This is a genomic window from Duganella fentianensis (assembly GCF_009857835.1).
GTDB lineage: Bacteria > Pseudomonadota > Gammaproteobacteria > Burkholderiales > Burkholderiaceae_D > Rugamonas > Rugamonas fentianensis.
Genome location: NZ_WWCL01000002.1, coordinates 866761 through 890751, shown reverse-complemented (window position 1 = coordinate 890751; position 23991 = coordinate 866761). Strand labels below are relative to the sequence as shown.

Genomic DNA, 23991 nt, shown 5'->3' with positions numbered 1-23991 from the left:
GGTAACATTTTAGGTTGCCTTAGAGTATGCTAGATTCAACATTAACTTAATGCGCTAAGATGGCCGAAAATAGTGATTTGTCAGTGTTGATCGTGGACCCTAATCCGGGCATGCGCGGCAACCTGCACAATATGCTCGCCCAGGCCGGCATCACCAAGATCGATTACGCGGTCAGTTCTGGTACTGCTATCCGGCAACTGGCGAAGAAACCGTTCGATATCGTGCTCTGCGAGTACGACCTGGGCAATGGCAGTGGCGAGCAGAATGGCCAGGATGGCCAGCAGCTGCTGGAAGACTTGCGCGCCCATAAATTACTACCGCCCTCGAGCATCTTCATCATGCTGACTTCGGAAGGCGTGTACAGCAAGGTTATCGGGGCGGCCGAACTCACTCCCACCGACTACGTCCTCAAGCCGTTCACGGTGGATATGCTGCAGCAGCGTATGCGCCGCGCCATTACCCGTCGCGCCGTATTTCTGCCTGTGCACCAGCTGGCCGAAGCGGGCAATATCGGCAAAGCCATCGAAGAATGCCGCAGCCGCGAGGCGGCCAACCCGGCCTATGCCACCGATTTCGCCCGCCTGCGGGCGGAACTGCTGATGAGCAAAGGCGAATACGCCGAAGCGGAACTGGTGTATCAGATCATCGTCATCAATCGCGCCATCGCCTGGGCGCAAATGGGCGTAGCACGCTGCCAGTTCGCGCAGGAGAAATATGCCGACGCCTGCGCCACGCTGGAGGGCCTGCTGTCCGCCTATCCCAAATTCATGGCCGCCTACGACCTGCTGGCACGCACCCACGAAGCGCTGGGTGCGCAGGAAACGGCCAAGAAAATCCTTGAAGACGCGGTAGCTATTTCGCCCAATCTGGTGGGACGGCTGCGCCATCTGGGCGAAGTGGCGCTGGAGACAGGCGACGTGGTGGCCGCCGAGAAAGCCTTCAAACAGGTGGTGGCCAAAGCCAAGTATTCGGAATTCCGCGATCCGGAAGATCACGTCAAGCTGGTCAGGACGCTGGTGGCCAAGGGCGACACGGGCCAGATCAGCGGCGTGATCCGCGATATGGAACGTTCGCTACGCAGCAGCGCCAATGTGGATGCCTGCCGCGCCGTGGCGGCCGGCATGCTGCACGAGATGACGGGCAACCGCAAAGGCGCAGCCACAGAATTTAGTAACGCCGTCAGCGCGATCGCCGTCAGCCGCGGCCTGTCGACAGAGCTGAAAGTGGGCGTGGTACATAGCTGTCTGAATGCCGAGCTGGATGCGCAAGCCTCCGAGCTGATGCTCAACCTGATGAACGACACGGACAGCGGCGTGTCCATGGATGATGCGGTGCAGGTGTTCGAGAAAGCCGGCCGCCATGATCTGGCCGAAGGCATGAGTAAGGAAATCAAGCATCAGGTGGAAGAACTGATAGAGCACGCTTCCGAACAGCGCAGCCAGGGCGATCTGCGTGCGGCAGTCGATACGCTCAATGCCGGTCTGCGCAAGGCGCCGGCCAATATGTCGCTGGCGCTGGCCGCTACCTCGGCCATCCTCAAGCAGCTCGATGATCTGGGCTGGGAAGCCCAGCTAGGCAAGCACTGCGCCACCCTGCTGGGGCGCATGCGCCTGCTCGATCCCCATCACGCTGCACTGGCCCAGCTGGAAGCCCAGTTTGCCCACACCCAGCGTAAATACGGGATAGCTGCGCTGGTGGAATCAGAGCATCAGCGTGCCGGGGATGTTAGACCAGTAGGCGATCAGGTACCACGAGATAAAGTACAGAGCGCATAAAGCCGCCGCCGACTGGATGGCAGCATGGGTCTGGGCGCCGGCGCGCAATAATCGGGTAAGCGTACGCACAGTCTTCTCCGCTAGTGTCATTAAGTGAAGCCATGACTGTACGCGCGCTACTCTGCAGCAGCAAGCCGGCGCCGCCGGGTACCGCCAGACGGTACCGGGGGTAGCGCAGCGCCGGCCCGAATTGCGACCGGCTCTGGCTACTCGCTGGCGGCGGCACCATAACCGCCGCCGCCCGGCGTTTCGATCACAAACATATCACCGGCCTGCATATCGGCTTTGCCGATGTGCGGCAAGTGTTCCACCCTGCCGTCGGCCCGCACCACGCTATTCAGGCCGCAGGCACCGGCGCTGCCCCCCGCCATGCCGAACGGCGCATACACGCGGTTATTCGACAGGATGGCTGCCGTCATGGCTTCGAGGAAGCGCACTTTGCGTACCCCGCCATCGCCGCCATGCCAGCGCCCTGCTCCGCCGCTGCCGCGCCGTATGGTGTAGCTCTCCAGCCGCACGGGGAAACGGAATTCCAGTATCTCGGGATCAGTCAGGCGCGAATTGGTCATATTGGTCTGGACTACGCTGGTGCCGTCGAAGCCGGGGCCCGCACCGGAACCGCCGCTGATGGTTTCGTAATACTGGTAGCGCGCGTTACCGAAGGTGAAATTATTCATGGTGCCCTGCGCAGCGGCCATCACGCCCAGTGCGCCATACAGCGCATTGGTGATGCAGGTCGAGGTCTCCACATTGCCCGACACCACCGAGGCCGGATAGTGGGGATTGAGCATGGAACCGGCCGGTATGCTGACCTTGAGCGGCTTCAGACAGCCAGCGTTAAGGGGAATGTCGTCATTGACCAGGGTGCGGAACACATACAGCACGGCCGCCATACAGACGGCGGAAGGCGCATTGAAGTTGTTGTCCAGCTGCGCCGAGGTGCCGGCAAAGTCGATTTCGGCGCTGCGCTCGGCCTGATTAACGCGGATCGCCACCTGTATGCGCGCGCCGTTGTCCAGTTCCAGCGTGTAACTGCCATCCTGCAGTGCGCTGATCACGCGCCGCACGGCTTCCTCGGCATTGTCCTGCACGTGACCCATATAGGCCTGTACCACTTCCAGCCCGAAGTGGGCCACCATCTTGCGCAATTCTTCAACGCCCTTCTGGTTGGCCGCCACCTGCGCGCGCAGATCGGCCATGTTCTGGTCGGGATTGCGGGCCGGATGGCGCGCCGCAGCCAGCAGCGCACGGGTTTCTGCTTCGCGCAAACGGCCACCGGCCGCGCCATCAACCAGCTTGAAGTTATTGATCAGCACACCCTCGTCCTCGATCACGCGCGAATCGGGCGGCATGGAGCCGGGCGTGGTGCCGCCTATGTCGGCATGGTGGCCACGTGATCCAACATAGAACAGCAGCGTGCTGCCCGCTTCATCGAACACCGGCGTAATCACCGTGACGTCAGGCAGATGGGTGCCGCCGTTGTAGGGATCGTTGAGCATGTACACATCGCCGGCCTGCATGCGGCCTGCGTTTTCCCGCATCACGGTCTTGATGCTCTCGCCCATGGAACCCAGATGCACAGGCATATGCGGTGCATTGGCGATCAGGTTGCCGTCGGCATCGAAGATGGCGCAGCTGAAGTCCAGCCGCTCCTTGATGTTGACCGAATAGGCCGTATTCTGCAGCCGCAAACCCATCTGCTCGGCGATGGACATGAACAGATTGTTGAAGATTTCCAGCATCACGGGGTCAGCGCTGGTACCGATCGCGCGCCGTTCGGGCAGCGCCGCGATACGGCGCAGCACCAGATGATCGTGCGGCGTGACTTCGGCCTGCCAGCCCGCTTCCACGATGGTGGTGGAGTTCTGCTCGGCGATGATGGCCGGTCCTTTGATCAGATCACCGATGCGGGTATGTTCGCGCGAATACAGGCTGGTCTGGCGCCATTTGCCGCCCGTGTACATGGGCACCACGGCTTGCGGCAGCAGGCCGGTCATGCGGCGCGGTGCCGGCTCCACAGTTTCGCCAGGGGCGTCGGATTTGCCTATGGCTTCCACCGATACGGCTTCGACGATCAGGCCACGGGCCGGCATCAGGAAGGAATAGCGCTTGCGGTAGGCCGCTTCAAACTGGGCCTGCATGCTGTCCAGCGTATCAAACAGCACGATCAGCGCACTGTCCGTTCCTTCGTAGCGCAGGTGCACGCGGCGCATCAGGCTGATACGCTCCGGCGCCACACCCTGTGCCTGCAGATCGGCCGTGGCCAGCGCCCCCAGCTGCTCGAGACGCTGTGCCACCGGCTCCAGTGCCTCCTGCGCCAGCCTGATTTCCACTGCCGCTTCGCGCATCGCGCTCTGGTCGGCCAGTCCCATGCCGTAGGCCGACATCACGCCGGCCAGCGCATGCACGAACACCGTCTTCATGCCCAGCGCATCGGCTACCAGACAGGCATGCTGGCCGCCGGCACCGCCAAAGCTGGTCAGCACATATTCCGTGACGTCATGACCGCGCTGCACCGAAATCTGTTTGATGGCATTGGCCATATTGCCCACTGCGATATCGAGGAAGCCTTCCGCCACCTGCTCGGCGCTGGTTGCGCGCCCCGTTGCAGTGGCAATCTCCTCCGCCATGGCGGCAAAGCGGGCGCGTACGGCCGCCGTATCGAGCGCCTGCTTGCCATCGGCGCCAAACAGATGGGGGAAAAAGCGTGGCTGTATCTTGCCCAGCATGACGTTGCAGTCCGTTACCGCCAGCGGGCCGCCACGCCGGTAGCTGGCCGGCCCCGGATTGGCACCGGCACTGTCGGGGCCTACCCGATAGCGGCTGCCATCAAAATGCAGAATGGAGCCACCGCCGGCGGCCACCGTATGGATGCTCATCATGGGCGCGCGCATGCGCACACCGGCCACCTGCGTCTCGAACACGCGCTCGAACTCGCCGGAAAAATGCGACACGTCAGTCGAAGTGCCGCCCATATCGAAGCCGATGACCTTATCGAAACCGGCTAGCTGGCTGGCCCGGACCATGCCGACGATGCCGCCGGCCGGGCCACTCAATATGCTGTCCTTGCCCTGAAAGGCCCGCGCATCCGTCAGGCCGCCGTTCGACTGCATGAACTGCAGGTTCACGCCGGGGAGCTGCTGCGCCACCAGATCGACATAGCGCCGCAGTATTGGCGACAGATAGGCGTCGACCACCGTGGTATCGCCGCGCGCCACCAGCTTCATCATGGGGCTGACCTGATGCGATACTGAGATCTGGCTAAAACCGATCTCGCGCGCCAGTGCTGCCACCTGCGCCTCGTGCTCGGTATAGCGGTAGCCGTGCATGAAAACGATGGCCAGTGTACGCAGGCCTTCGTCAAAGGCCGCCTGCAGCCCTGCTCTGGCCTGTACCAGATCAAGCGCCTGCACCGTCTCGCCATGGGCGCCCATGCGTTCGTCGATCTCGATCACGCGCTGGTACAGCAGTTCGGGCAGCACGATGTGGCGGTCGAACAGGCGCGGACGGTTCTGGTAGGCGATGCGCAAGGCATCGCCGAAGCCGCGCGTAATCGCCAGTGCGGTAGGCTCGCCCTTGCGTTCCAGCAGCGCGTTGGTAGCGACCGTGGTGCCCATCTTGACGGCGGCGATCTGCCCGACCGGCACGTCCTGGCCCGCAGCGACACCCATCAGCTGGCGTATGCCGGCCACGGCAGCATCGGCATAATGTTCAGGATTCTCCGACAGCAGCTTCAGGGTGCGCAGACGGTTATCCGGCATCTTCGCCACGATGTCCGTAAACGTACCGCCACGATCTATCCAGAACTGCCAATCCATACCTGCCTCACGACGATGAAAATAAGCGCCTATTGTAGTAGCACCCGCAGCTCCCGTGCGAGGCCGGAAACACATAATTTCGATGCTAGAATTGCAGCATGAATCCACTCTATACCGTCGCCGAAATCCGCGCCATCGAGCAGGCTGCCGCTGCCACCCTGCCACCCGGCGTACTGATGCAACGGGCCGGTCAGGCCGCTGCCAATGCTGCGCTGGACCTGCTGCCCGTTGCCGCCTCAGGTGCGCGCGTGCTGGTACTGGCCGGCCCTGGCAACAACGGCGGCGATGCACTGGAGGCTGCCGCCCATCTGGCATTTGCCGGCGCCCGCGTCAGCGTGATCCACTACGCACCGCCTGGCGATAGTTCGCCCGAGCGCCAGGCCGCGCTACAGCGGGCGCTGTCCTGTGACGCCCTGTTTGCCGACTATACGGCGGAACTGGTGGGCAGCCAGCCATGGTCGCTGGTGATTGACGGATTATTCGGCATCGGCCTGCAACGGCCGCTGGCCGGCGCCATCCGCCAGCTGGTGGAACAGGTGAATACGCTGCGCTGCCAGATACTGGCACTCGATGTACCTAGCGGCCTGGATGCCGATACGGGGCAGATAGTCGGGCCGCAGGGCATCGCACTGCGCGCCAGCCACACCCTGACCTTCATCGCCAACAAGCCCGGCCTGCATACGGCCGATGGCCGCGACTATGCCGGGCTGGTCGATGTGGCCAGACTCGATATCGATTGCACGCTGGTGCCGCCCGCGCGCCTGCATCTGAATGACGTGGCCTACTTCGCCCGCCACCTGCGCAACCGGCGCCAGAACAGCCACAAAGGCAGTTACGGCAACGTCGCGGTGATCGGCGGTGCAGAAGGCATGTGCGGCGCACCGCTACTGGCAGCACGCATGGCGCTGCACGCGGGGGCCGGACGGGTGTACGCCCTGTTTGCGGGCACGCCCCTGCCCTATGATGCAGGCCAGCCAGAGCTGATGTGCAGCGCCGCGGCAGGCTACGATTATGCCAGTGCCACGGTGGTTGCCGGACCGGGGCTGGGCAGTTCGGCCCATGCCCGCCAGCTGCTGGCGCAAGCCATCGCTGCCGATACGCCGCTGCTGCTCGACGCCGACGCGCTGAATCTGCTGGCGGCCGATGGCGCGCTGCAGCAGGCGCTGTGCGCACGCACGCAAGCGGCCGTACTGACTCCGCATCCGCTCGAGGCAGCCCGTCTGGCAGGCGTGAGCATAGGCGAGATACAGGCCGACCGGATACACTCGGCGCGCCAGCTGGCGGCACGCTATCAGTCCGTCGTGATCCTCAAAGGTTCGGGCACGGTGATCGCCACCCCGGCGGGCGATGCTGTCATCAACAGCACCGGCAATGCGGCGCTGGCTACGGCAGGCACGGGCGACGTGCTGGCCGGTCTATGCGGCAGCCTGCTGGCGCAAGGCTGGCCGCAATGGCAGGCCGCACTGGCAGCCGTCTGGCTGCACGGCATGGCTGCCGACGTACTGGTGACGGAAAGCGGCAACGCCATCGGCCTGACGGCCAGCGAGCTGATACCGGCCATACGTACGGCCATCAACCGCATGGTGGCACACCACGCTATCTAGACCAGCCGTCCCGCCGCAATCGTCAGGGTGCGGTCGCAGCGCGCCGCCATGCTCTGGTCGTGGGTGACCAGTACCAGCGTCGAACCATGCTGGCGATTCAGTTCGAACATCAGCGCGATCACGGATTCTCCCGTGGCCGCATCCAGACTGCCGGTAGGTTCGTCGGCAAACAGCAAGGGGGGCTCGGTGACGAAGGCCCGCGCCAGCGCCACGCGCTGCTGCTCGCCACCGGACAGGTATTTCGGATAGTGGCGCAGACGGCTGGCCAGCCCGACGCGCTCCAGCATGGCCTCGGCCCGCGCTCTGGCATTGGCGATGCCGCGCAGCTCCAGCGGCAGCATGACGTTTTCCAGCGCCGTCAGGTGGGACAGCAGCTGGAAGGACTGGAACACAAAGCCCAGCCTCTCCTTGCGTAGCAGGGCGCGCCCGTCCTCGTCGAGCCCATAGATATCCACGCCGTCGATCAGTACCGTACCTGCGCTGGGCGTATCCAGCCCCGCCAGCAGCCCCAGCAAAGTGGACTTGCCGGAGCCGGAAGCCCCCACTATCGCAAGCGTCTCGGCCTTTTGCACGGTAAAATCGAGGGGATGAAGTATGGTCAGCTCGCCGCTGGCATCAGCCACGCGCTTGGCGAGGCTGCGTACTTCTATGGCTCCATGGGCTGGCAGCGCAGCGTTTGTGGCATTATGGACCGTCGTAGTATCCAGTCGGGCAGAACGTTCAGGAAAATCAGGCATGCTTGAAAGCTTAATTCGTTTATCGGGGTTGAACACCATACCTCGCCGTTGTACACAGTGGTTGACCATAGCGTTGGTGATGGCGCTGGCCACCGCCTCGGGCAGCGCCTATTCTGCACCAAAAACCGTTCTGGTGCTGGGCGATAGTTTATCGGCCGAGTACGGGCTGGCGCGCGGCACGGGCTGGGTGGCTCTGGCCGACGAAAAGCTGCGCAGCCAGAAAATCGAAGCCACCATCGTCAACGCCAGCGTCAGTGGCGAGACCACCAGCGGTGGCCGCAGCCGCCTGCCGGCGCTGCTGGAAAAGTACAAACCTGCGCTAGTGGTCATCGAGCTGGGCGCCAATGACGGCCTGCGCGGCCTACCCGTCGCCGCAGCAGAAGCCAATCTGCTGGCCATGAGCAGCGCAGCTCGCAAGGCCGACGCGCGCGTGCTACTGATCGGCATGCGCATGCCGCCGAATTACGGCCGTGATTATGCCGAGCGTTTCTATGCCATGTATGGCACGCTGGCCAAGCAGATCCAGGCCCCACTGGTGCCCTTTATGCTGGAAGGCGTGGCCGACAAGCCCGAGCTGTTCCAGCCTGACCGCCTGCATCCGCTGGCCAGCGCCCATCCCGTCATACTTGCCAATATCTGGCCTACCCTGCAGAAGTCCATCAGAGCCAAATGAAATACCCCGAAGTTCTAAAGCTGGAGCAGGTCCTCCCCCAGCTCGAGCAGTTCGATGCCATCATCGATGCGCGCAGCCCTTGCGAATATGTGATCGACCATCTGCCGGGCGCCATCAACGCGCCCGTGCTCGACGACGCCCAGCGCATCACGGTGGGCACCATGTACAAGCAGGTAGGCTCGTTTGAAGCCAAGAAGCTGGGTGCAGCGCTGGTGGCGAAGAATATCGCCCAGCACATTGAAACGCTGTGGATCGAGCAGCCACGCGAATGGCGTCCGCTGGTCTACTGCTGGCGCGGCGGCAACCGTAGCGGCGCCATGGCGCACATACTGGCCAAGATAGGCTGGCCCGTGGTGCAGCTGGACGGCGGCTACAAGGCCTTCCGCGCGCACGTCAATGCGGAGCTGGAACAGCCCCCGCAATTCGCTTTCAAAGTCATCTGCGGCACTACCGGCAGCGGCAAGAGCCGCATGCTGGAGGTATTGGCCGGTCAGGGTGCGCAGGTGCTCGATCTGGAGCAGCTGGCGGCCCACCGTGGCTCGGTACTGGGCGGCCTGCCTAGCCAGCCGCAGCCCAGCCAGAAAGCGTTCGAGACGGCGATCTGGAATGCCTTGCGCCGCTTCGACTCTGCCCGCCCCGTGTTTGTGGAATCAGAGAGCAAGAAGGTAGGCAATCTGCGCGTCCCTGCTGCGCTGATGGAGCGCATGCGCGGTTCCGATTGCATCGCCATGACGCTGAGCCGCGCCGACCGCGTGCGCCTGCTGATGGAGGACTACCAGCACTACACCAGCGATGCCGCTGCACTCAACGAACAGCTTGCGTATCTGACGCCGCTGCATGGCCACGAACGCATCAAACGCTGGCAGCAAATGGCCAGCAGTGGCGAAATGGCCGCACTGGTGGAAGAGCTGCTGGCCGAGCACTACGATCCGGCCTATCTACGCTCCATAGACCGCAACTTCGTGCGCTATGAACAGGCGCAGGAGTTAAAACTGGACGCGATCGATGCTGCCAGTTTCGCCACCGGTGCGCGCAAGCTGATCGAACTATCCTGAGATACATATTGGCAGCCAGCCAAGGCGCTCTTCGCGCTCTGCCGGAAATGTAGACCGGACAAAGCGCTCAAATAGAAAAAGCCGGCATTGCCGGCTTTTTCTTTATCACCTGATTTTAGCACCGGATACTGGCCAGTCTGCACCAGCCAGTGATCGCGCTTACTTGACTTCCACCACCGTCGCCGTGGCGATAGGCTTGAGGATCTTGACCTTGGCCTTCTGCTTCAGCAATTCGATGTAGTCGTGCATTTCCTGTTGCGCCACGATGTTGTTGATCTGCTCGGCTTCTGCCTTGCGACGCTCTTCATCCTGTACGGCTGGCTGCTGTACTTTGCTGATACGGTACACGCCATAACCCATGCCCGGCACGTCCACGCCCACATAGGCTGGCAGCTTGGTGGTATCAGCCTTCATGATTTCCTGCATGGCCAGACCATTGATGCCTTCAGGCTTGGAACGCGATACCAGCTTGGCGCCAGCGAAGCCGGCTGCATCGCCCGATTTCTTGAAGGCGGCAAGCTTGTCGGCACCCGATTTGGCAGCCAGCTTGGCAGCTTCTTCCATCGTCACGCGCTGACGGATGGCGGCATCGACTTCGGCCAGCGGACGCTTGGTCGCTGGTTTGAATTCGACGATACGGCCGGCCACCAGGGTGCTCGGTGCAGTCTCCACCGCTTCCGTATTGCGCTTGCTGCTGATCGATTCGTTCGAGAACAGTGCAGTCAGGAACTTGGCGTTGTTGTAGGGTGCAGCGCCAGCTGCAGGGCCCGGTGTACGACTCACGTTGACGGCCGTTTCAATTTTCAGGCCCAGCTTGTCAGCCACAGGCTTCAGGCTGTCAGCCTGTTCGTACACGGTGTTCGAGAAGGTCTCGGCCATTTCCGAATACTTCTTGGCAGCTTTCTGCTTCTTCAGCACGGCGGCCACTTCGGTTTTTACTTCGTCCAGCGGTTTTACCACCGCAGGTTTCAGCGCGGTCACGGTCAATACGTGGAAACCGTATTCCGACTGCACAGCATCGCTGATTTCGCCCTGCTTGAGCTTCATCACAGCCGCTTCCACTGGTGCTGGCAGCGCACCTTTGGTCACGATATCGAGGTCACCGCCCTGCTCGGCCGATACGGCATCATCCGATTTGGTCTTGGCCACTTTAGCGAAGTCGGCCGGCGCTTTGCGCAGTTCGGCCACGATGGCTTCCGCCTTGGCTTTGGCAGCAGCGACTTCGGCAGCACTAGCGCCTTTTTTCACAGCCACCAGCACGTGGGCAGCACGGCGGCTTTCCGGCGTGGTGAAGCCAGCCTGGTTGGCATTGTAGTAGGCAGCTACGTCTGCATCGGTGACGCTGATCTGGCTCAGCACCGAGTCGCTATTGAAGACCACGTATTCGATCTTGGCCTGCTCAGGTACTTCGAAGAATTTGGCGTTCTTGTCGTAGAAGGCCTTGACCATGTCGTCGGTCACTTTGACCTGTGGCACGAAATCCGCCACTGGCAGCAGCAGTTCCTGCACTTCACGCTCCTGCGCGCCGATATCGGACAGGGTTTTGGCCACGGCACGCGGCGCGAAGCCGGTGGCCTGAATGGCGTTACCCAGCTGCTGCAGGGTCAGGTCGCGGCGCAGACGCTGGTCGTACATGCTGGGCGTCATGCCCTGTGCCGCCAGTATCGATTTATAACGTTCCATGTCGAAAGCGCCTTCGCCACCGAACTGTTCCTTGATCACGCGCTGCAGCAGCGTATCGCTCACGGTCAGGTGCGAACGCACGACTTCGGCAGCAATGGCACGCTCGGCGATCAGCTGGTCCAGCAGATTCTGCTTGAACTCGGGCGTATCGAACATTTTCTGGTCGAACTGGGCGCCCAGACGCTGGCGGTAATTGTCCAGCTGGTTACGCACGGCATTATCAAATTCCTGCTGGGTCAGCGGCTTGCCATCGATTTTGGCGATCGTATTGGCGTCGTCGCCGAAGCTCTTATAACTACCGATGCCGACGAAAGCAAACGACGGCACGATGATAATCGCCAGGAAAATCTGCATCAGGCGTTGATGGGTACGAATAAATTCAAACATGGTCTGCCAATTCGGATTGAGTGGGACTTGCACATACAAAAAAGGCGAACTCGCGTTCGCCGATTCCAGTTGGCCGATTTTACAGTGCAGCCCCCTCTATAGCAAGTGTAAATCCTTGGCAAAACAGACACATTGCAACGGCACCAAAACGAAACGCCCTCCAGAACCAGCCCTCCAGTTCGCTTGCACCACCCCGCTGCTGGCGACCGTTACATGAAATGAATAAAAAATATCCAATTCAAAACTACTACCGGGCAGTTCCAGCCCTGGCCAACAATGCGCGTTACAAAACCGCCTCAATAACGATTTTATAAAATCCCCTAGCGCGACCTGTTAACCATGCATAACTATAAAAGTGGTTGACGTTCAAACATCTTACAAGGGAGCTAATAAAAGCCTGCGCACGATACGATAAGTTAATTTTCATTTGCGCATGAATAAAAATCCGGAAAATGAATAATCGGACGCGCAAAAAGAAAAACCCCGTAGCTAATTATTAGCTACGGGGTATCTTGTTCTTGGCGGAGCGGACGGGACTCGAACCCGCGACCCCCGGCGTGACAGGCCGGTATTCTAACCAACTGAACTACCGCTCCTATACGAGTACTGTGGTTTTGTTGGCGGAGCGGACGGGACTCGAACCCGCGACCCCCGGCGTGACAGGCCGGTATTCTAACCAACTGAACTACCGCTCCAGCAAAACACACTAGGTACTACTAACTACTTTTTACTGCTTGCTACTTCTTACTACTACCGCAAAACTGGTGGGCGGTGAGAGGCTCGAACTCCCGACCTAAGCCTTGTAAGGGCTCCGCTCTACCAACTGAGCTAACCGCCCAATTTCGCGCTTTGGTGAGCTAGCTAACATCTGCTGCTCACCGAAGTCCGTTAGTTTACAGCATCTTTCAAAGCTTTACCAGCTTTAAATTTAGGAACTTTTGCTGCTTCGATGGTGATCTCTTCTTTGGTGCGTGGATTGCGGCCGGTACGGGCAGCACGCTCGCTCACCGAGAAGGTGCCAAAGCCGACCAGGGTGACGCTGTCGTTCTTTTGCAGGGTGGTGGTTACGCCATCGATCACCGCGTCCAGTGCGCGAGCCGCAGCCGCTTTCGAAATATCAGCGGTCGCTGCGATATGGTCGATCAATTCAGTCTTATTCAAAGCAATTCCCCGTCACAAAGGTTATATCGTTTTAGCCCGCGAGCATGCATTTAACTGCATCTTGCAGGTCTGGAAAAATCTCAGGCCGTATTAAACAAGCCAGCCTGCACTTGTGTCAAGGACTGCACTATAGAAATACCCCTCAAAATAACAAACGGGCACTATAAAAGTGCCCGTTTGTGGCGTTAGCGAGAATTAATCGCTATTTGCCCGATGAATGGTCTTCGGCTGATTAGTGCTTCACCACTTCCGTCTGGCCGTCCGATTTCGCGGCAGCAGCGGCCACCGCTTCGACCGGCGCCGTTTCCGTCAGCGGTTCAGGCAGACGTTCAAGCGCGATTTCCAGCACTTTATCGATCCAGCGGACCGGCACGATTTCCAGCTTGTTCTTCACGTTGTCCGGAATGTCGGCCAGATCCTTGACGTTCTGCTCGGGGATCAGCACGGTCTTGATGCCGCCGCGCTGGGCCGCCAGCAGTTTTTCTTTCAGACCACCGATAGGCAGCACTTCGCCGCGCAGCGTAATCTCGCCCGTCATGGCCACGTCAGCACGCACCGGGATGCCGGTGAAGACCGACACCATGGCCACCGTCATCGCAGCACCAGCGGATGGGCCGTCTTTCGGCGTCGCACCTTCCGGCACGTGGATGTGGATGTCGCTCTTCTCGAACACTTCGTTCTTGATGCCGAGGCGCTGGGCACGGCTGCGCACCACCGTACGCGCCGCTTCGATCGACTCCTTCATCACGTCGCCCAGTGTACCGGTGCGTATCACGCCACCCTTGCCCGGCATCGACACGGCCTCGATGGTCAGCAGATCGCCACCCACTTCCGTCCAGGCCAGACCCACCACCTGACCGATCTGGTTATCTTTCTCGGCCACGCCGAAATCGTAGCGGCGCACACCGAGGAATTTATCCAGATTTTTCGAGGTGACGGCAATCTTCTTGTCGGATTTCTTCAGCAGCAGCATCTTCACCACCTTGCGGCAGATCTTCGACACTTCACGCTCGAGCGAACGCACACCGGCTTCCCGCGTGTAGTAGCGGATGATGTCGCGCAGAGCCGATTCGGCCACGGAAATCTCGTCCTCTTTCAGACCATTGTTCTTGATCTGTTTCGGCAGCAGATAGCGCTGGGCAATGCTGGTCTTCTCGTCTTCCGTGTAGCCGGACAGGCGGATCACTTCCATACGGTCCAGCAGTGCCGGCGGGATGTTGTACGAGTTCGAAGTCGCGACGAACATCACATCGGACAGATCGAAATCGACTTCGATGTAGTGGTCCGAGAAGGTATGGTTCTGTTCCGGATCGAGCACTTCCAGCAGCGCCGAGGAAGGATCGCCACGGAAGTCCGCACCCATCTTGTCGATTTCGTCGAGCAGGAACAGCGGGTTGCGCACACCGACCTTGGCCAGCGATTGCAGCACCTTGCCCGGCATCGAGCCGATATAGGTACGGCGGTGACCGCGGATCTCGGCTTCGTCACGCACGCCGCCCAGTGCCATACGCACGAACTTGCGGTTGGTAGCGCGGGCAATCGACTGGCCCAGCGAAGTTTTACCCACGCCCGGAGGACCGACGAAGCACAGGATAGGCGCTTTCAGCTTGTCCACGCGCTGCTGTACTGCCAGATATTCCAGGATACGTTCTTTGACTTTTTCCAGACCGTAGTGGTCGCCTTCCAGCACTTTTTCAGCATTGGACAGATCGTTGTTGACCTTGGACTTTTTCTTCCATGGCAGGCTGACCAGCGTATCGATGTAGTTGCGCACCACCGTCGCTTCGGCCGACATGGGCGACATCAGCTTGAGTTTCTTCAGCTCGGCATTGGCCTTGTCCAGTGCCTCTTTCGGCATCTTGGCAGCGGCGACTTTCTTTTCCAGCTCATCCAGATCGGCGCCGTCTTCGCCCTCGCCCAGTTCTTTCTGGATGGCTTTGACCTGCTCGTTCAGGTAGTACTCGCGCTGCGATTTCTCCATCTGGCGCTTGACGCGGCCACGGATACGCTTCTCCACCTGCAGAATATCGAGCTCGCCTTCGAGCTGGCCCAGCAGATGTTCCAGACGCTTGGTCACGCTGAAGATTTCCAGGATCACCTGTTTCTGCTCGAGCTTGAGCGGCAGATGGGCAGCCACCGTATCAGCCAGGCGGCCGGCATCGTCGATGCCCGACAGCGAAGCGAGGATTTCCGGTGGGATTTTCTTGTTGAGTTTGACGTACTGGTCAAACTGCTGAACGATGGCGCGGCGCATCGCTTCGATTTCCGAATCGTCGCCCTGCTCGGAATCGAGCGGCGTCAGATCGGCCACGAAGTGGGCCGGCGTATCAGTAATGCGGTTGATGCGTGCACGCTGAGCGCCTTCCACCAGCACCTTGACGGTACCGTCCGGCAGTTTCAGCATTTGCAGAATATTGGCCACGCAGCCGATTTCATAAATATCGGAAGCAGAAGGTTCGTCCTTGGCAGCGGCTTTTTGGGCGGCAAGCATGATGCTCTTGCCTTGCTCCATTGCGGCTTCCAGCGCCTTAATCGATTTTGGGCGTCCTACGAACAGCGGTATCACCATATGCGGGAAAACTACAACGTCCCGCAACGGCAATAACGGCAGTTGAGTTTGCTCAGTTAATTTGGAAGTTGTCATGGCGTACCTTATGTGAAAGCGTGTTTATGATGTGGGCGCGAAGATCCAGATCACAAGACCGTCATCGTCAATTTGTTCTTATATACAAAGAATATTTCCGAATAACGATAAAACTCTAAGAGTGATAAACAGCACGTAAATAAAAAAGCCACGCGTGACAAACGATGCTGTCACGAGTGGCTTTCCGTTTGAAGCCTGCTTACTCTTATTGAGTCAAATTGTACCGCCTTGCCCCGCAGATGCGAAATGAAATTTGTCGAAGTGCGCGGCAAGTGTGCACAAGTTAATTAATTCTCACCAGAGGCTTTAGCAGCTTCTTCATAAATCAGCAATGGTTTCGCGCCGCTGGTAATCGTATTTTCATCGATCACTACTTTGGTCACATTGCTTTCATTCGGCAATTCGTACATGGTGTCGAGCAGCGCATGTTCGAGTATCGAACGCAGGCCGCGCGCACCCGTCTTGCGGGCCAGGGCTTTCTTGGCGATCGCATGCAGAGCGGCCGGACGCACTTCCAGTTCCGCGCCTTCCATGTCGAGCAGCTTGGCGTACTGCTTAACCAGTGCGTTCTTAGGCTCGACCAGAATCTGGATCAGCGCTTCTTCCGTCAGCTCGGCCAGCGTGGCCACAACCGGCAGACGGCCCACCAGTTCAGGGATCAGGCCGAACTTGATCAGATCTTCCGGTTCCGCTTCCTGCAGCACGTCGGAAGCGCTACGCTCTTCCTTGCTCTTCACGGTAGCCGAGAAGCCGATGCCGGATTTTTCCGAACGTTCGGAAATCACCTTGGCCAGGCCATCGAATGCGCCACCGCAGATGAACATGATGTTGGTGGTATCGATCTGCACGAAATCCTGATTCGGGTGCTTGCGGCCGCCTTGCGGTGGCACCGAAGCCATGGTGCCTTCGATCAGCTTCAGCAGCGCCTGCTGCACACCTTCGCCCGACACGTCGCGGGTAATCGAAGGGTTGTCCGATTTACGCGAAATCTTGTCGATCTCGTCGATGTAGACGATGCCGCGCTGGGCTTTCTCGACGTCATAGTTGCAGCTTTGCAGCAGCTTCTGAATGATGTTTTCCACGTCCTCACCCACGTAACCGGCTTCGGTCAGGGTGGTCGCGTCGGCGATCACGAACGGCACGTTGAGCATGCGCGCCAGCGTCTGCGCCAGCAGGGTCTTGCCGGAGCCGGTAGGGCCGACCAGCAGGATGTTGCTCTTGGCCAGTTCGATGTCGTCTTTCTTGCCCAGATGCTTGAGGCGTTTGTAGTGGTTGTACACCGCTACCGACAGGATGCGCTTGGCAGTCTGCTGGCCGATCACGTACTGGTCGAGCAGATCCTTGATTTCGGATGGCGTCGGCAGATCCGACTTGGCGCCCGTGACGGACTCGATGGCCGAGGTTTCATCACGAATGATGTCATTGCACAGATCGATGCACTCATCGCAGATGAAGACCGATGGGCCGGCGATGAGTTTCTTTACCTCGTGCTGACTTTTGCCGCAAAACGAGCAGTACAGTAATTTTTCGCCGCTGGAGGTTTTTTTGTCTGACATGGGGCTTTATCTAAGAGTTACAGTAGGATGCGTAGTCGCTGGTGAAGTTGCCTAAACCTTAATTTAACTTCCCCAACACTATACATCTACCTGACATGCTACCTGAAATAAAAACGAAACGCCCGAACGATGGATCGCCCGGGCGTCTCTTTAGCAATACGGTACTGGATGCATCAAGCCCGGTTGGTCAACATCTTGTCGATCAAGCCGTACTCTACCGCTTCTTCCGCCGACATGAAACGGTCACGATCCGTGTCTTTGGCGATCTGTTCCACGGTTTGACCCGTACGTTCCGCCATGATCGAATTCAGACGGTGACGCAAATACAGGATTTCCTTGGCCTGGATTTCGATATCCGAAGCCATGCCCTGCGAGCCACCCGAAGGCTGGTGGATCATGATACGCGAGTTAGGCAGCGAGAAACGCTTGCCCTTGGCGCCAGCGGCCAGCAGGAAGGCGCCCATGGAGGCAGCCATGCCGGTGCACAGCGTCGAAACATCAGGCTTGATGAACTGCATGGTATCAAAAATCGCCAGACCGGCCGACACCGAGCCGCCAGGAGAATTGATGTAGAGCGAGATGTCCTTGTCCGGATTTTCGCTTTCCAGGAACAGCATCTGGGCGACAATCAGGTTGGCCATCTGGTCGTGCACAGGGCCGACCATGAAAATGACCCGTTCCTTCAGCAGGCGCGAGTAAATGTCATACGAACGCTCGCCGCGACCGCTTTGTTCGACCACCATAGGCACGAGGCCGAGCATTTCAGTGTCCAGCGCTGGATTACGGTTCATACCAGTCATTCTATTTCCTTGTGAAGCAGCATAAAGCCGGAGTTGGCATCTTACCGCATCCGGCTTTTTCTGTATTACGCTTGAGCGTTGCTTCCCATCAGTTCGTCAAAGGCTACTTCCTTGGACGAGGTTTTCGACAGGCCCAGTACGTAGTTGACGACGTTTTCTTCCAATACAAGGGCTTCGACTTCAGCCAGACGACGACGGTCGCTGTAGTAGTACTTCAGCACTTCGCGCGGATCTTCGTAGCTCTGGGCGAAATCTTCAACCTGGGCTTTCACCTGTTCAGGCTGGGCTTGCAGATTGTTTTCGTTCACCAGTTGCGACAGGATCAGGCCCAGACGTACGCGACGTTCGGCTTTGTCTTTGAACAGTTCTGGTGGGAATGGTACGTCTTTCACGTTCATGCCGCGTTGCGCCATGTCCTGACGGGTCATTTCAGCCAGACGCTCGGTGTCCTGCGCGATCAGCACTTCTGGCACGTCCAGGGTGGCGGTTTTCACCAGCGCTTCCATCACGGCTTCCTTGTTGCGTGCTTTCACACGGCCAGCCACTTCGCGTTCCAGATTGACTTTGATGTCTTCGCGCATTTTAGCCACGTCGCCATCGGCTACGCCCAGCGATTTAGCGAACTCGGCGTCCACTTCCGGCAGGTGGGCCCATTCCAGTTTTTTCAGGGTGATGGTGAACGAAGCGGTTTTACCGGCCACGTCTTTACCATGGTAGTCCTCTGGGAAAGCCAGTGGGAAGGTCTTGGCTTCGCCCACTTTCAGGCCGACGGTAGCGGCTTCGAATTCTGGCAGCATGCGGCCTTCGCCCAGTACGAAAGCGTAGTCGTCCGCTTTACCGCCCGGGAATTCCACGCCGTCGATCGAACCAACGAAGTCTACGGTCACGCGGTCGCCGTTGGCAGCAATTGCCTCGCCGCCGTCGCCGTGTTCGCCAGCTTCGCCTTTGGTGTGGAAGTGCACGCGCTGTTTGCGCAGGATGTCGATGGTCTTGTCGATTTCGACTTCCGATACGGCCGCTTTCACGGTTTCGATTTCTACGGTGGTCAGATCGCCGATCACGACTTCCGGGTACACTTCGAAGGTAGCGTCGAAGCTCAGGATGCCTTCTGCCGAACCTTCTTTCGGTTCGATGCGCGGGTAGCCAGCAACGCGCAGCTGGGCTTCGTTAGCGGCGTCGTTGAACGCACGGCCAACTTTATCGTTCAGCACTTCGGTTTCGATCTGATAACCGTATTGTGCGGCGACCATTTTCAGCGGCACTTTACCTGGACGGAAGCCCGGTGCTTTAGCCGTTTTGGCTTGCACTTTCAGGCGCTTCTCAACTTCAGCGCGGACCTCGGTCAGCGGGAAGGAGATCGTGATACGACGTTCAAGTTTGCCCAAGGTTTCGACTGCAGTTGCCATGTAAAAATCGTCCAAAAAAATAGTAATACTGTTGGTGCGAGGAGGGGGACTCGAACCCCCACACCATTGCTGGCGTCAGGACCTAAACCTGGTGCGTCTACCAATTTCGCCATCCTCGCGGCTTGTTTGCACAAAAGCAAAGGGCGACCCGTAAGTGAAAACGGTCGCCCTTTTCCTGCGTGACCGGTAGTAATCCGCAGGAGCTTTCAACTTCAACGCGGTATTCTAACGGGTTTTTCGGCGGAATGTGGTGATTTTTATTAGCTCACCAACATTCCACCGGGTTTCTATTGCAATTCGGCCCGGTTTTGCATATTTCATAGGCAAAACCGGGCTGTTTTTAGCCTGTTCAGGCCACTCTTTGGGGCTTTTTGACACGGAACCAGGCTGCATACAGCGCCGGCAGGAACAGCAGCGTCAGCGCCGTCGCCAGTATCAGGCCGCCCATGATGGCCACGGCCATAGGTCCCCAGAACACGGAACGCGACAAGGGAATCATGGCCAGCGCCGCGGCAGCCGCCGTCAGTATGATAGGACGGCAGCGCCGCACCGCCGATTCCACCACTGCATCCCAGGGCTCGGCACCGCCGGCGATATCCTGCTCGATCTGGTCTACCAGAATCACCGAGTTACGGATAATCATGCCGAACAGCGCGATGATGCCCAGATTGGCCACGAAGCCCAGCGGACGCCCCAGCAACAGCAAGGCCATGGCGGCTCCGGCCACGCCGAGCGGCCCCGTCAGGAACACCAGCAAGGCGCGCGAGAAACTGTGCAGCTGCAGCATCAGCAAGGTAAAGATGATGAAGATGGCCAGCGGCAGATTGGCGGAAATCGATGCTTCGGCCGAACCGCTATCCGCCGCCGCACCTTTGACGCGGATGTCATAGCCGGCCGGCAGCTGCTCGCGCAGCGCCTTGAGTTTAGGCTCGATCTGGCTGGACACGGTAGGCCCCTGGATGTTGTCGCTCACGTCGGACTGCACGGTGATCGCCCATTCCCGCCCTTCGCGCCACACCACCCCCGGTTCCCAGACGAAATGGGCACGGGCCAGCTGGCTCAGTGCCACCGATTTGCCGCTGGCAGTAGGAATATTCGTATTGTTCAATACCGTAATACTGTTGCGCTCTTCCACTGGCTGGCGAATCTGGATATCGATCAACTTGATGTCCTCGCGGAATTGACCGATGGTGGTACCGGACAGTACGGTATTGGCCGCCCGCATCACCGTCTGCGAACTCACGCCCAGTGCCCGCATACGGTCCTGATCCAGATCGAGGCGCAGCACCTTGATGGACTCGTTCCAGTTATCGTTGACACCCACCGTATTCGGGTTGGCGCGCATGATGTCTTTGACCTGATCGGCAATCGCGCGCACCTTGGCCACTTCGCCGCCCGTAACGCGGAACTGCACGGGATATGGCACAGGCGGGCCGTTAGGCAGCAGCTTGACACGGCCGCGCACCTCGGGGAAATCGTGCTTGAACACGTCGACAATTTTCTCACGCAGGGCCGAGCGCGCCTGCAGATCCTTGGGCAGCACCACGATCTGCGACACATTCGACTGCGGGAAAATCTGGTCCAGCGGCAGATAGAAACGCGGACTACCCGTGCCCACATAGCTGGTGTAGCTGATCACCCCGTCCTGCTGGCGGATAAAGGCCTCGAACTTCTTCACCTGGGCTTCATTGGCGGCATAGGTCGTACCTTCCGGCATCCACATCTCCACCATCAGCTCGGGACGGCTGGAATCCGGGAAGAATTGTTTCTCGATGAATTTGAAGCCATACACGCCCAGCGCAAAGATCAGCATGGACGCGACGATGGTGGTCTTGCGGAATTCCACGCACCAGTTGACCATGGCGCGGAAGCGACGGAAACCCGGTGTATCGAACAGTTCGTGGCCGTGGTCGCCGGCCGCATGCGGTTTAACTTTCAGCAGCACATAACCGATGTAGGGCGTGAACACCACGGCCACCACCCAGGAAATCACCAGCGCCAGCGCGTTCACGGAGAACAGCGAGAAGGTGTACTCGCCCGCAGCCGACTTGGCCAGACCGATAGGCAGGAAACCGGCCACCGTAATCAGGGTGCCGGTGAGCATGGGAATCGCCGTGGACGTGTAGGCATAGGTAGCCGCATCGAAGCGCGACATGCCCTCTTCCATCTTACGCACCATCATCTCGACAGCGATGATGGCGTCGTCCACCAGCAGGCCCAGCGCGATAATCAGGGCGCCCAGTGAAATCTTGTGCAGATCGATGTCGAGCATGCGCATGCACAGGAAAGTCACGGACAGCACCAGCGGAATGGTCAGCGCCACCACCAGACCGGGCCGCGCATCAAGACGGAACGGTTTGCTATGCAGACCGAGTGCCACAAAGCTCACGGCCAGCACGATCAGCACGGCTTCGATCAGTGTATGGACGAACTCGCCCACCGACGCTTTGACGGCTTCCGGCTGATTGGACACGCGCTCGAGTTCGATACCAACAGGCAGCTTGGCTTTCAGTGCTGCCACTCTGGCTTCCATATTCTTGCCCAGCACAATGATATTGCCGCCCTTTTCCATCGATACACCCAGGCCGATGACAGCCTTGCCGTTGTAGCGCATGGTATTGCCGGGCGGGTCCTGATACTGGCGCTTGATGGTAGCAAAATCGCCGAGCCGGAAGGTGGTGCCGTTGGCGCGCAGCTCCAGATTTTCCAGATCTTTCAGCGTTCTGAGCGCCCCCGTCACGCGCACCTGCAGATTATCGGTCGGCGTCACCAGCACGCCGCTGGCTTCCACCGCATTCTGGGTGGCAATCTGGTTGGCGATCACCTCGATAGGCACACCGAGCTGGGCGAATTTATGGTGCGAGAACTCGATATTGATTTTCTCGTCCTGCACGCCGAACAGTTCGACCTTGGAAACCAGCTTCACGCCCAGCAGCTGCTGGCGCACGAAGTCGGCATAGTCCTTCATTTCGGCATAGGTATAGCCGTCGCCGGACAGGGCGAAGATGGAACCATAGGTATCACCGAATTCATCGTTGAAGAACGGCCCCTGCACGCCGCCCGGCAAAGTGCCGCGGATATCGCCTATCTTCTTGCGCACCTGATACCACGCTTGCGCCACCTCTTTGGGCGGTGCCGATTCGCGCAGTTTCAGCATGATGGTGGTTTCGCCCGGCTTGGAATAGCTGGTGATTTCATCAATGTCCGGCGTTTCCTGCAGCTTTTTCTCCAGCTTGTCCGTCACCTGCTCGGCCATCTGCAGCGAAGTGGCGCCCGGCCAGATGGCCCGCACCACCATCATGCGGAAGGTGAACGGCGGGTCTTCATCCTGCCCCAGATTGCTGTAGCTGAGCATGCCGCCTATCAGCAGCACGGCGATCAGGTAACGCGTCAGCGGAATATGTTCGAGCGCCCAGCGGGAAAGATTGAAGCCGCCCTTCATTTAGCACTCCCTGCTTGCGCCGCTGCACTGGCGCTGGCGGCGGCCGGCATATCCTGACCCAGTATCCGCACCTGCTGGCCCGGCTTGAGCAGATTGACGCCGGCCGTGACCACCGTCTGGCCAGCCTTGACGCCGCTGGACAGCACGATGTCGTTGCCGACGGCGCCGCCCACCATCACCGGCACCAGCTTGACGGCATTGCGTTCCACCAGCCAGACCGAGGTCGCCGATTTTTCATAGAACAGTGCCGTCAGCGGCACCTTGATCTGCGGCGCTGCCGTCTTGGCATTGAACTGCACCACGGCCGTCATGCCCAGTTTGGCGTCGTCCAGCGTATCGGGGATGGTGACCTTGACGGTATAAGTACGGGTGGCCGCATCGGCCACCGGCGAAATCTCGCGGATCTTGCCCGGCACCGTGCGCTGCGGATCGGCCCACAGGCGGATCTGCACATCGGACACGCGGCGCAGACTATCTACCTTGTCTTCCGGCAGGCCGATCACGACTTCCTTCTCGCCCTGTTTGGCCACCCGCACCACGGGCGTACCAGCCGCCACCACCTGCCCGACTTCCGCATCCACCGCCGTCACCACGCCATCGATATCGGCCACCAGCGCGCTATAGCCTGCCTGATTCGACTGGCCGCGATAGGCCGCATGTGCCGCATCGACATTGGCCTGCGCGGCCTTGAAACCGGCATCCTTGGCATCGAGCACGGCAGCGCTGACGAAGTTTTTGGCACGCAATTCCTGATAGCGTTTGAGTTCCGCCTGGGCCAGATCGCGATTGGTTTCCGCCGAACGCAGCCCCGCCAGCGCCTGAGCCTGGGCCAGCTGCAAATCCTGCGGGTCCAGCTGCATCAGCACCTGGCCTTTTTTCACCACTGTACCTACATCAACCTTGCGCGCGACAATCTTGCCGCCCACGCGGAAACCGAGGCGGGACTCTACTCGGGCCCGTACTTCGCCGGAGAATTCGGCATCCACAGCCACATCACTGGCGGCCAGCACCACGGCACGCACAGGACGCACTTCTTCCGTCTTCTCGACGGGTTTGGAGCAGCCTGCCAGCAAGGCGACCGCAAAAGCTACAATAGTGAGGGGGTAGATCTGCTGCTGTCTGGTGAAGTCGGTCACGGTTTCTTCCTTTAGCTTGCCCTAGAGTGTAGATGGCACTAAGATTACGATTTGGAAATTAATGACTTTCCGTTAATTTATTATAAGCCGAGCCCATCCGTTTGCAAATGACTT

At 59.4% G+C, this 23991-nt stretch carries 14 protein-coding genes and 4 tRNA genes; 4 read left to right on the top strand and 14 right to left on the bottom strand.

The window, feature by feature from the left end:
• Positions 1 to 83: 83 nt before the first annotated feature.
• On the top strand, positions 84 to 1775 hold the full coding sequence (locus tag GTP23_RS11740) for a response regulator (RefSeq protein ID WP_371866914.1): 1692 nt from the start codon (positions 84 to 86) through the stop codon (positions 1773 to 1775).
• Between the two features lie 206 nt (positions 1776 to 1981).
• Here the strand turns inward: GTP23_RS11740 and GTP23_RS11735 are convergent, their stop codons facing one another.
• Positions 1982 to 5593, bottom strand: a complete 3612-nt coding sequence (locus GTP23_RS11735) for a hydantoinase B/oxoprolinase family protein (RefSeq protein ID WP_161035282.1) — start codon at positions 5591 to 5593, stop codon at positions 1982 to 1984.
• Positions 5594 to 5691: 98 nt separating this feature from the next.
• Here GTP23_RS11735 and GTP23_RS11730 point away from each other — a divergent pair, with 98 nt between their 5' ends.
• Entirely contained in the window at positions 5692 to 7197 is a 1506-nt protein-coding gene (locus GTP23_RS11730) for an NAD(P)H-hydrate dehydratase (RefSeq protein ID WP_161035281.1), read from the top strand.
• Here the strand turns inward: GTP23_RS11730 and GTP23_RS11725 are convergent.
• On the bottom strand, positions 7194 to 7934 hold the full coding sequence (locus GTP23_RS11725; protein ID WP_161035280.1) for an ABC transporter ATP-binding protein: 741 nt from the start codon (positions 7932 to 7934) through the stop codon (positions 7194 to 7196). The two genes, GTP23_RS11730 and GTP23_RS11725, sit on opposite strands and share 4 nt — an antisense overlap.
• Before the next feature lie 79 nt (positions 7935 to 8013).
• On the opposite strand from GTP23_RS11725, the gene GTP23_RS11720 reads away from it, so the two are divergent.
• Complete coding sequence (locus tag GTP23_RS11720) at positions 8014 to 8607, top strand: arylesterase (protein ID WP_161035604.1); 594 nt, start codon at positions 8014 to 8016, stop codon at positions 8605 to 8607.
• Entirely contained in the window at positions 8604 to 9662 is a 1059-nt protein-coding gene (mnmH, locus tag GTP23_RS11715) for a tRNA 2-selenouridine(34) synthase MnmH (protein WP_161035279.1), read from the top strand. The genes GTP23_RS11720 and mnmH overlap by 4 nt, the downstream gene beginning before the upstream one ends.
• Before the next feature lie 159 nt (positions 9663 to 9821).
• Here the strand turns inward: mnmH and GTP23_RS11710 are convergent, their stop codons facing one another.
• The 12 genes from GTP23_RS11710 to GTP23_RS11655 all read right to left on the bottom strand — a co-directional run bounded on the left by GTP23_RS11710 (position 9822) and on the right by GTP23_RS11655 (position 23877).
• Positions 9822 to 11732 carry a SurA N-terminal domain-containing protein gene (locus tag GTP23_RS11710; RefSeq protein WP_161035278.1) on the bottom strand — a complete coding sequence of 637 codons (1911 nt, stop codon included), beginning with the start codon at positions 11730 to 11732 and terminating at the stop codon, positions 9822 to 9824.
• A 519-nt stretch (positions 11733 to 12251) separates the two neighbouring features.
• Positions 12252 to 12328, bottom strand: a tRNA-Asp gene (locus GTP23_RS11705).
• A 22-nt stretch (positions 12329 to 12350) separates the two neighbouring features.
• Positions 12351 to 12427 (bottom strand) — tRNA-Asp (locus tag GTP23_RS11700).
• A 67-nt stretch (positions 12428 to 12494) separates the two neighbouring features.
• Positions 12495 to 12570, bottom strand: a tRNA-Val gene (locus tag GTP23_RS11695).
• 50 nt (positions 12571 to 12620) lie between these two features.
• A complete protein-coding gene (gene hbs / locus GTP23_RS11690; RefSeq protein ID WP_155435929.1) occupies positions 12621 to 12893 on the bottom strand; it encodes a non-specific DNA-binding protein Hbs in 273 nt (90 codons plus the stop codon).
• Between the two features lie 232 nt (positions 12894 to 13125).
• Positions 13126 to 15537 (bottom strand): endopeptidase La, encoded by a 2412-nt coding sequence (gene lon, locus GTP23_RS11685; protein WP_161035277.1) that lies wholly within the window; start codon positions 15535 to 15537, stop codon positions 13126 to 13128.
• A gap of 287 nt (positions 15538 to 15824) precedes the next feature.
• Positions 15825 to 17093, bottom strand: coding sequence for an ATP-dependent Clp protease ATP-binding subunit ClpX (gene clpX / locus GTP23_RS11680; RefSeq protein ID WP_155435927.1), 1269 nt, complete (start codon positions 17091 to 17093; stop codon positions 15825 to 15827).
• A gap of 173 nt (positions 17094 to 17266) precedes the next feature.
• Entirely contained in the window at positions 17267 to 17884 is a 618-nt protein-coding gene (clpP, locus tag GTP23_RS11675; RefSeq protein ID WP_371865907.1) for an ATP-dependent Clp endopeptidase proteolytic subunit ClpP, read from the bottom strand.
• A 74-nt stretch (positions 17885 to 17958) separates the two neighbouring features.
• Entirely contained in the window at positions 17959 to 19299 is a 1341-nt protein-coding gene (gene tig / locus GTP23_RS11670) for a trigger factor (protein ID WP_161035276.1), read from the bottom strand.
• 32 nt (positions 19300 to 19331) lie between these two features.
• Positions 19332 to 19418 (bottom strand) — tRNA-Leu (locus GTP23_RS11665).
• Positions 19419 to 19648: 230 nt separating this feature from the next.
• Positions 19649 to 22741 carry an efflux RND transporter permease subunit gene (locus tag GTP23_RS11660; RefSeq protein ID WP_161035275.1) on the bottom strand — a complete coding sequence of 1031 codons (3093 nt, stop codon included), beginning with the start codon at positions 22739 to 22741 and terminating at the stop codon, positions 19649 to 19651.
• Positions 22738 to 23877, bottom strand: coding sequence for an efflux RND transporter periplasmic adaptor subunit (locus tag GTP23_RS11655; protein WP_161035274.1), 1140 nt, complete (start codon positions 23875 to 23877; stop codon positions 22738 to 22740). The genes GTP23_RS11660 and GTP23_RS11655 overlap by 4 nt, the downstream gene beginning before the upstream one ends.
• Positions 23878 to 23991 lie beyond the last annotated feature (114 nt).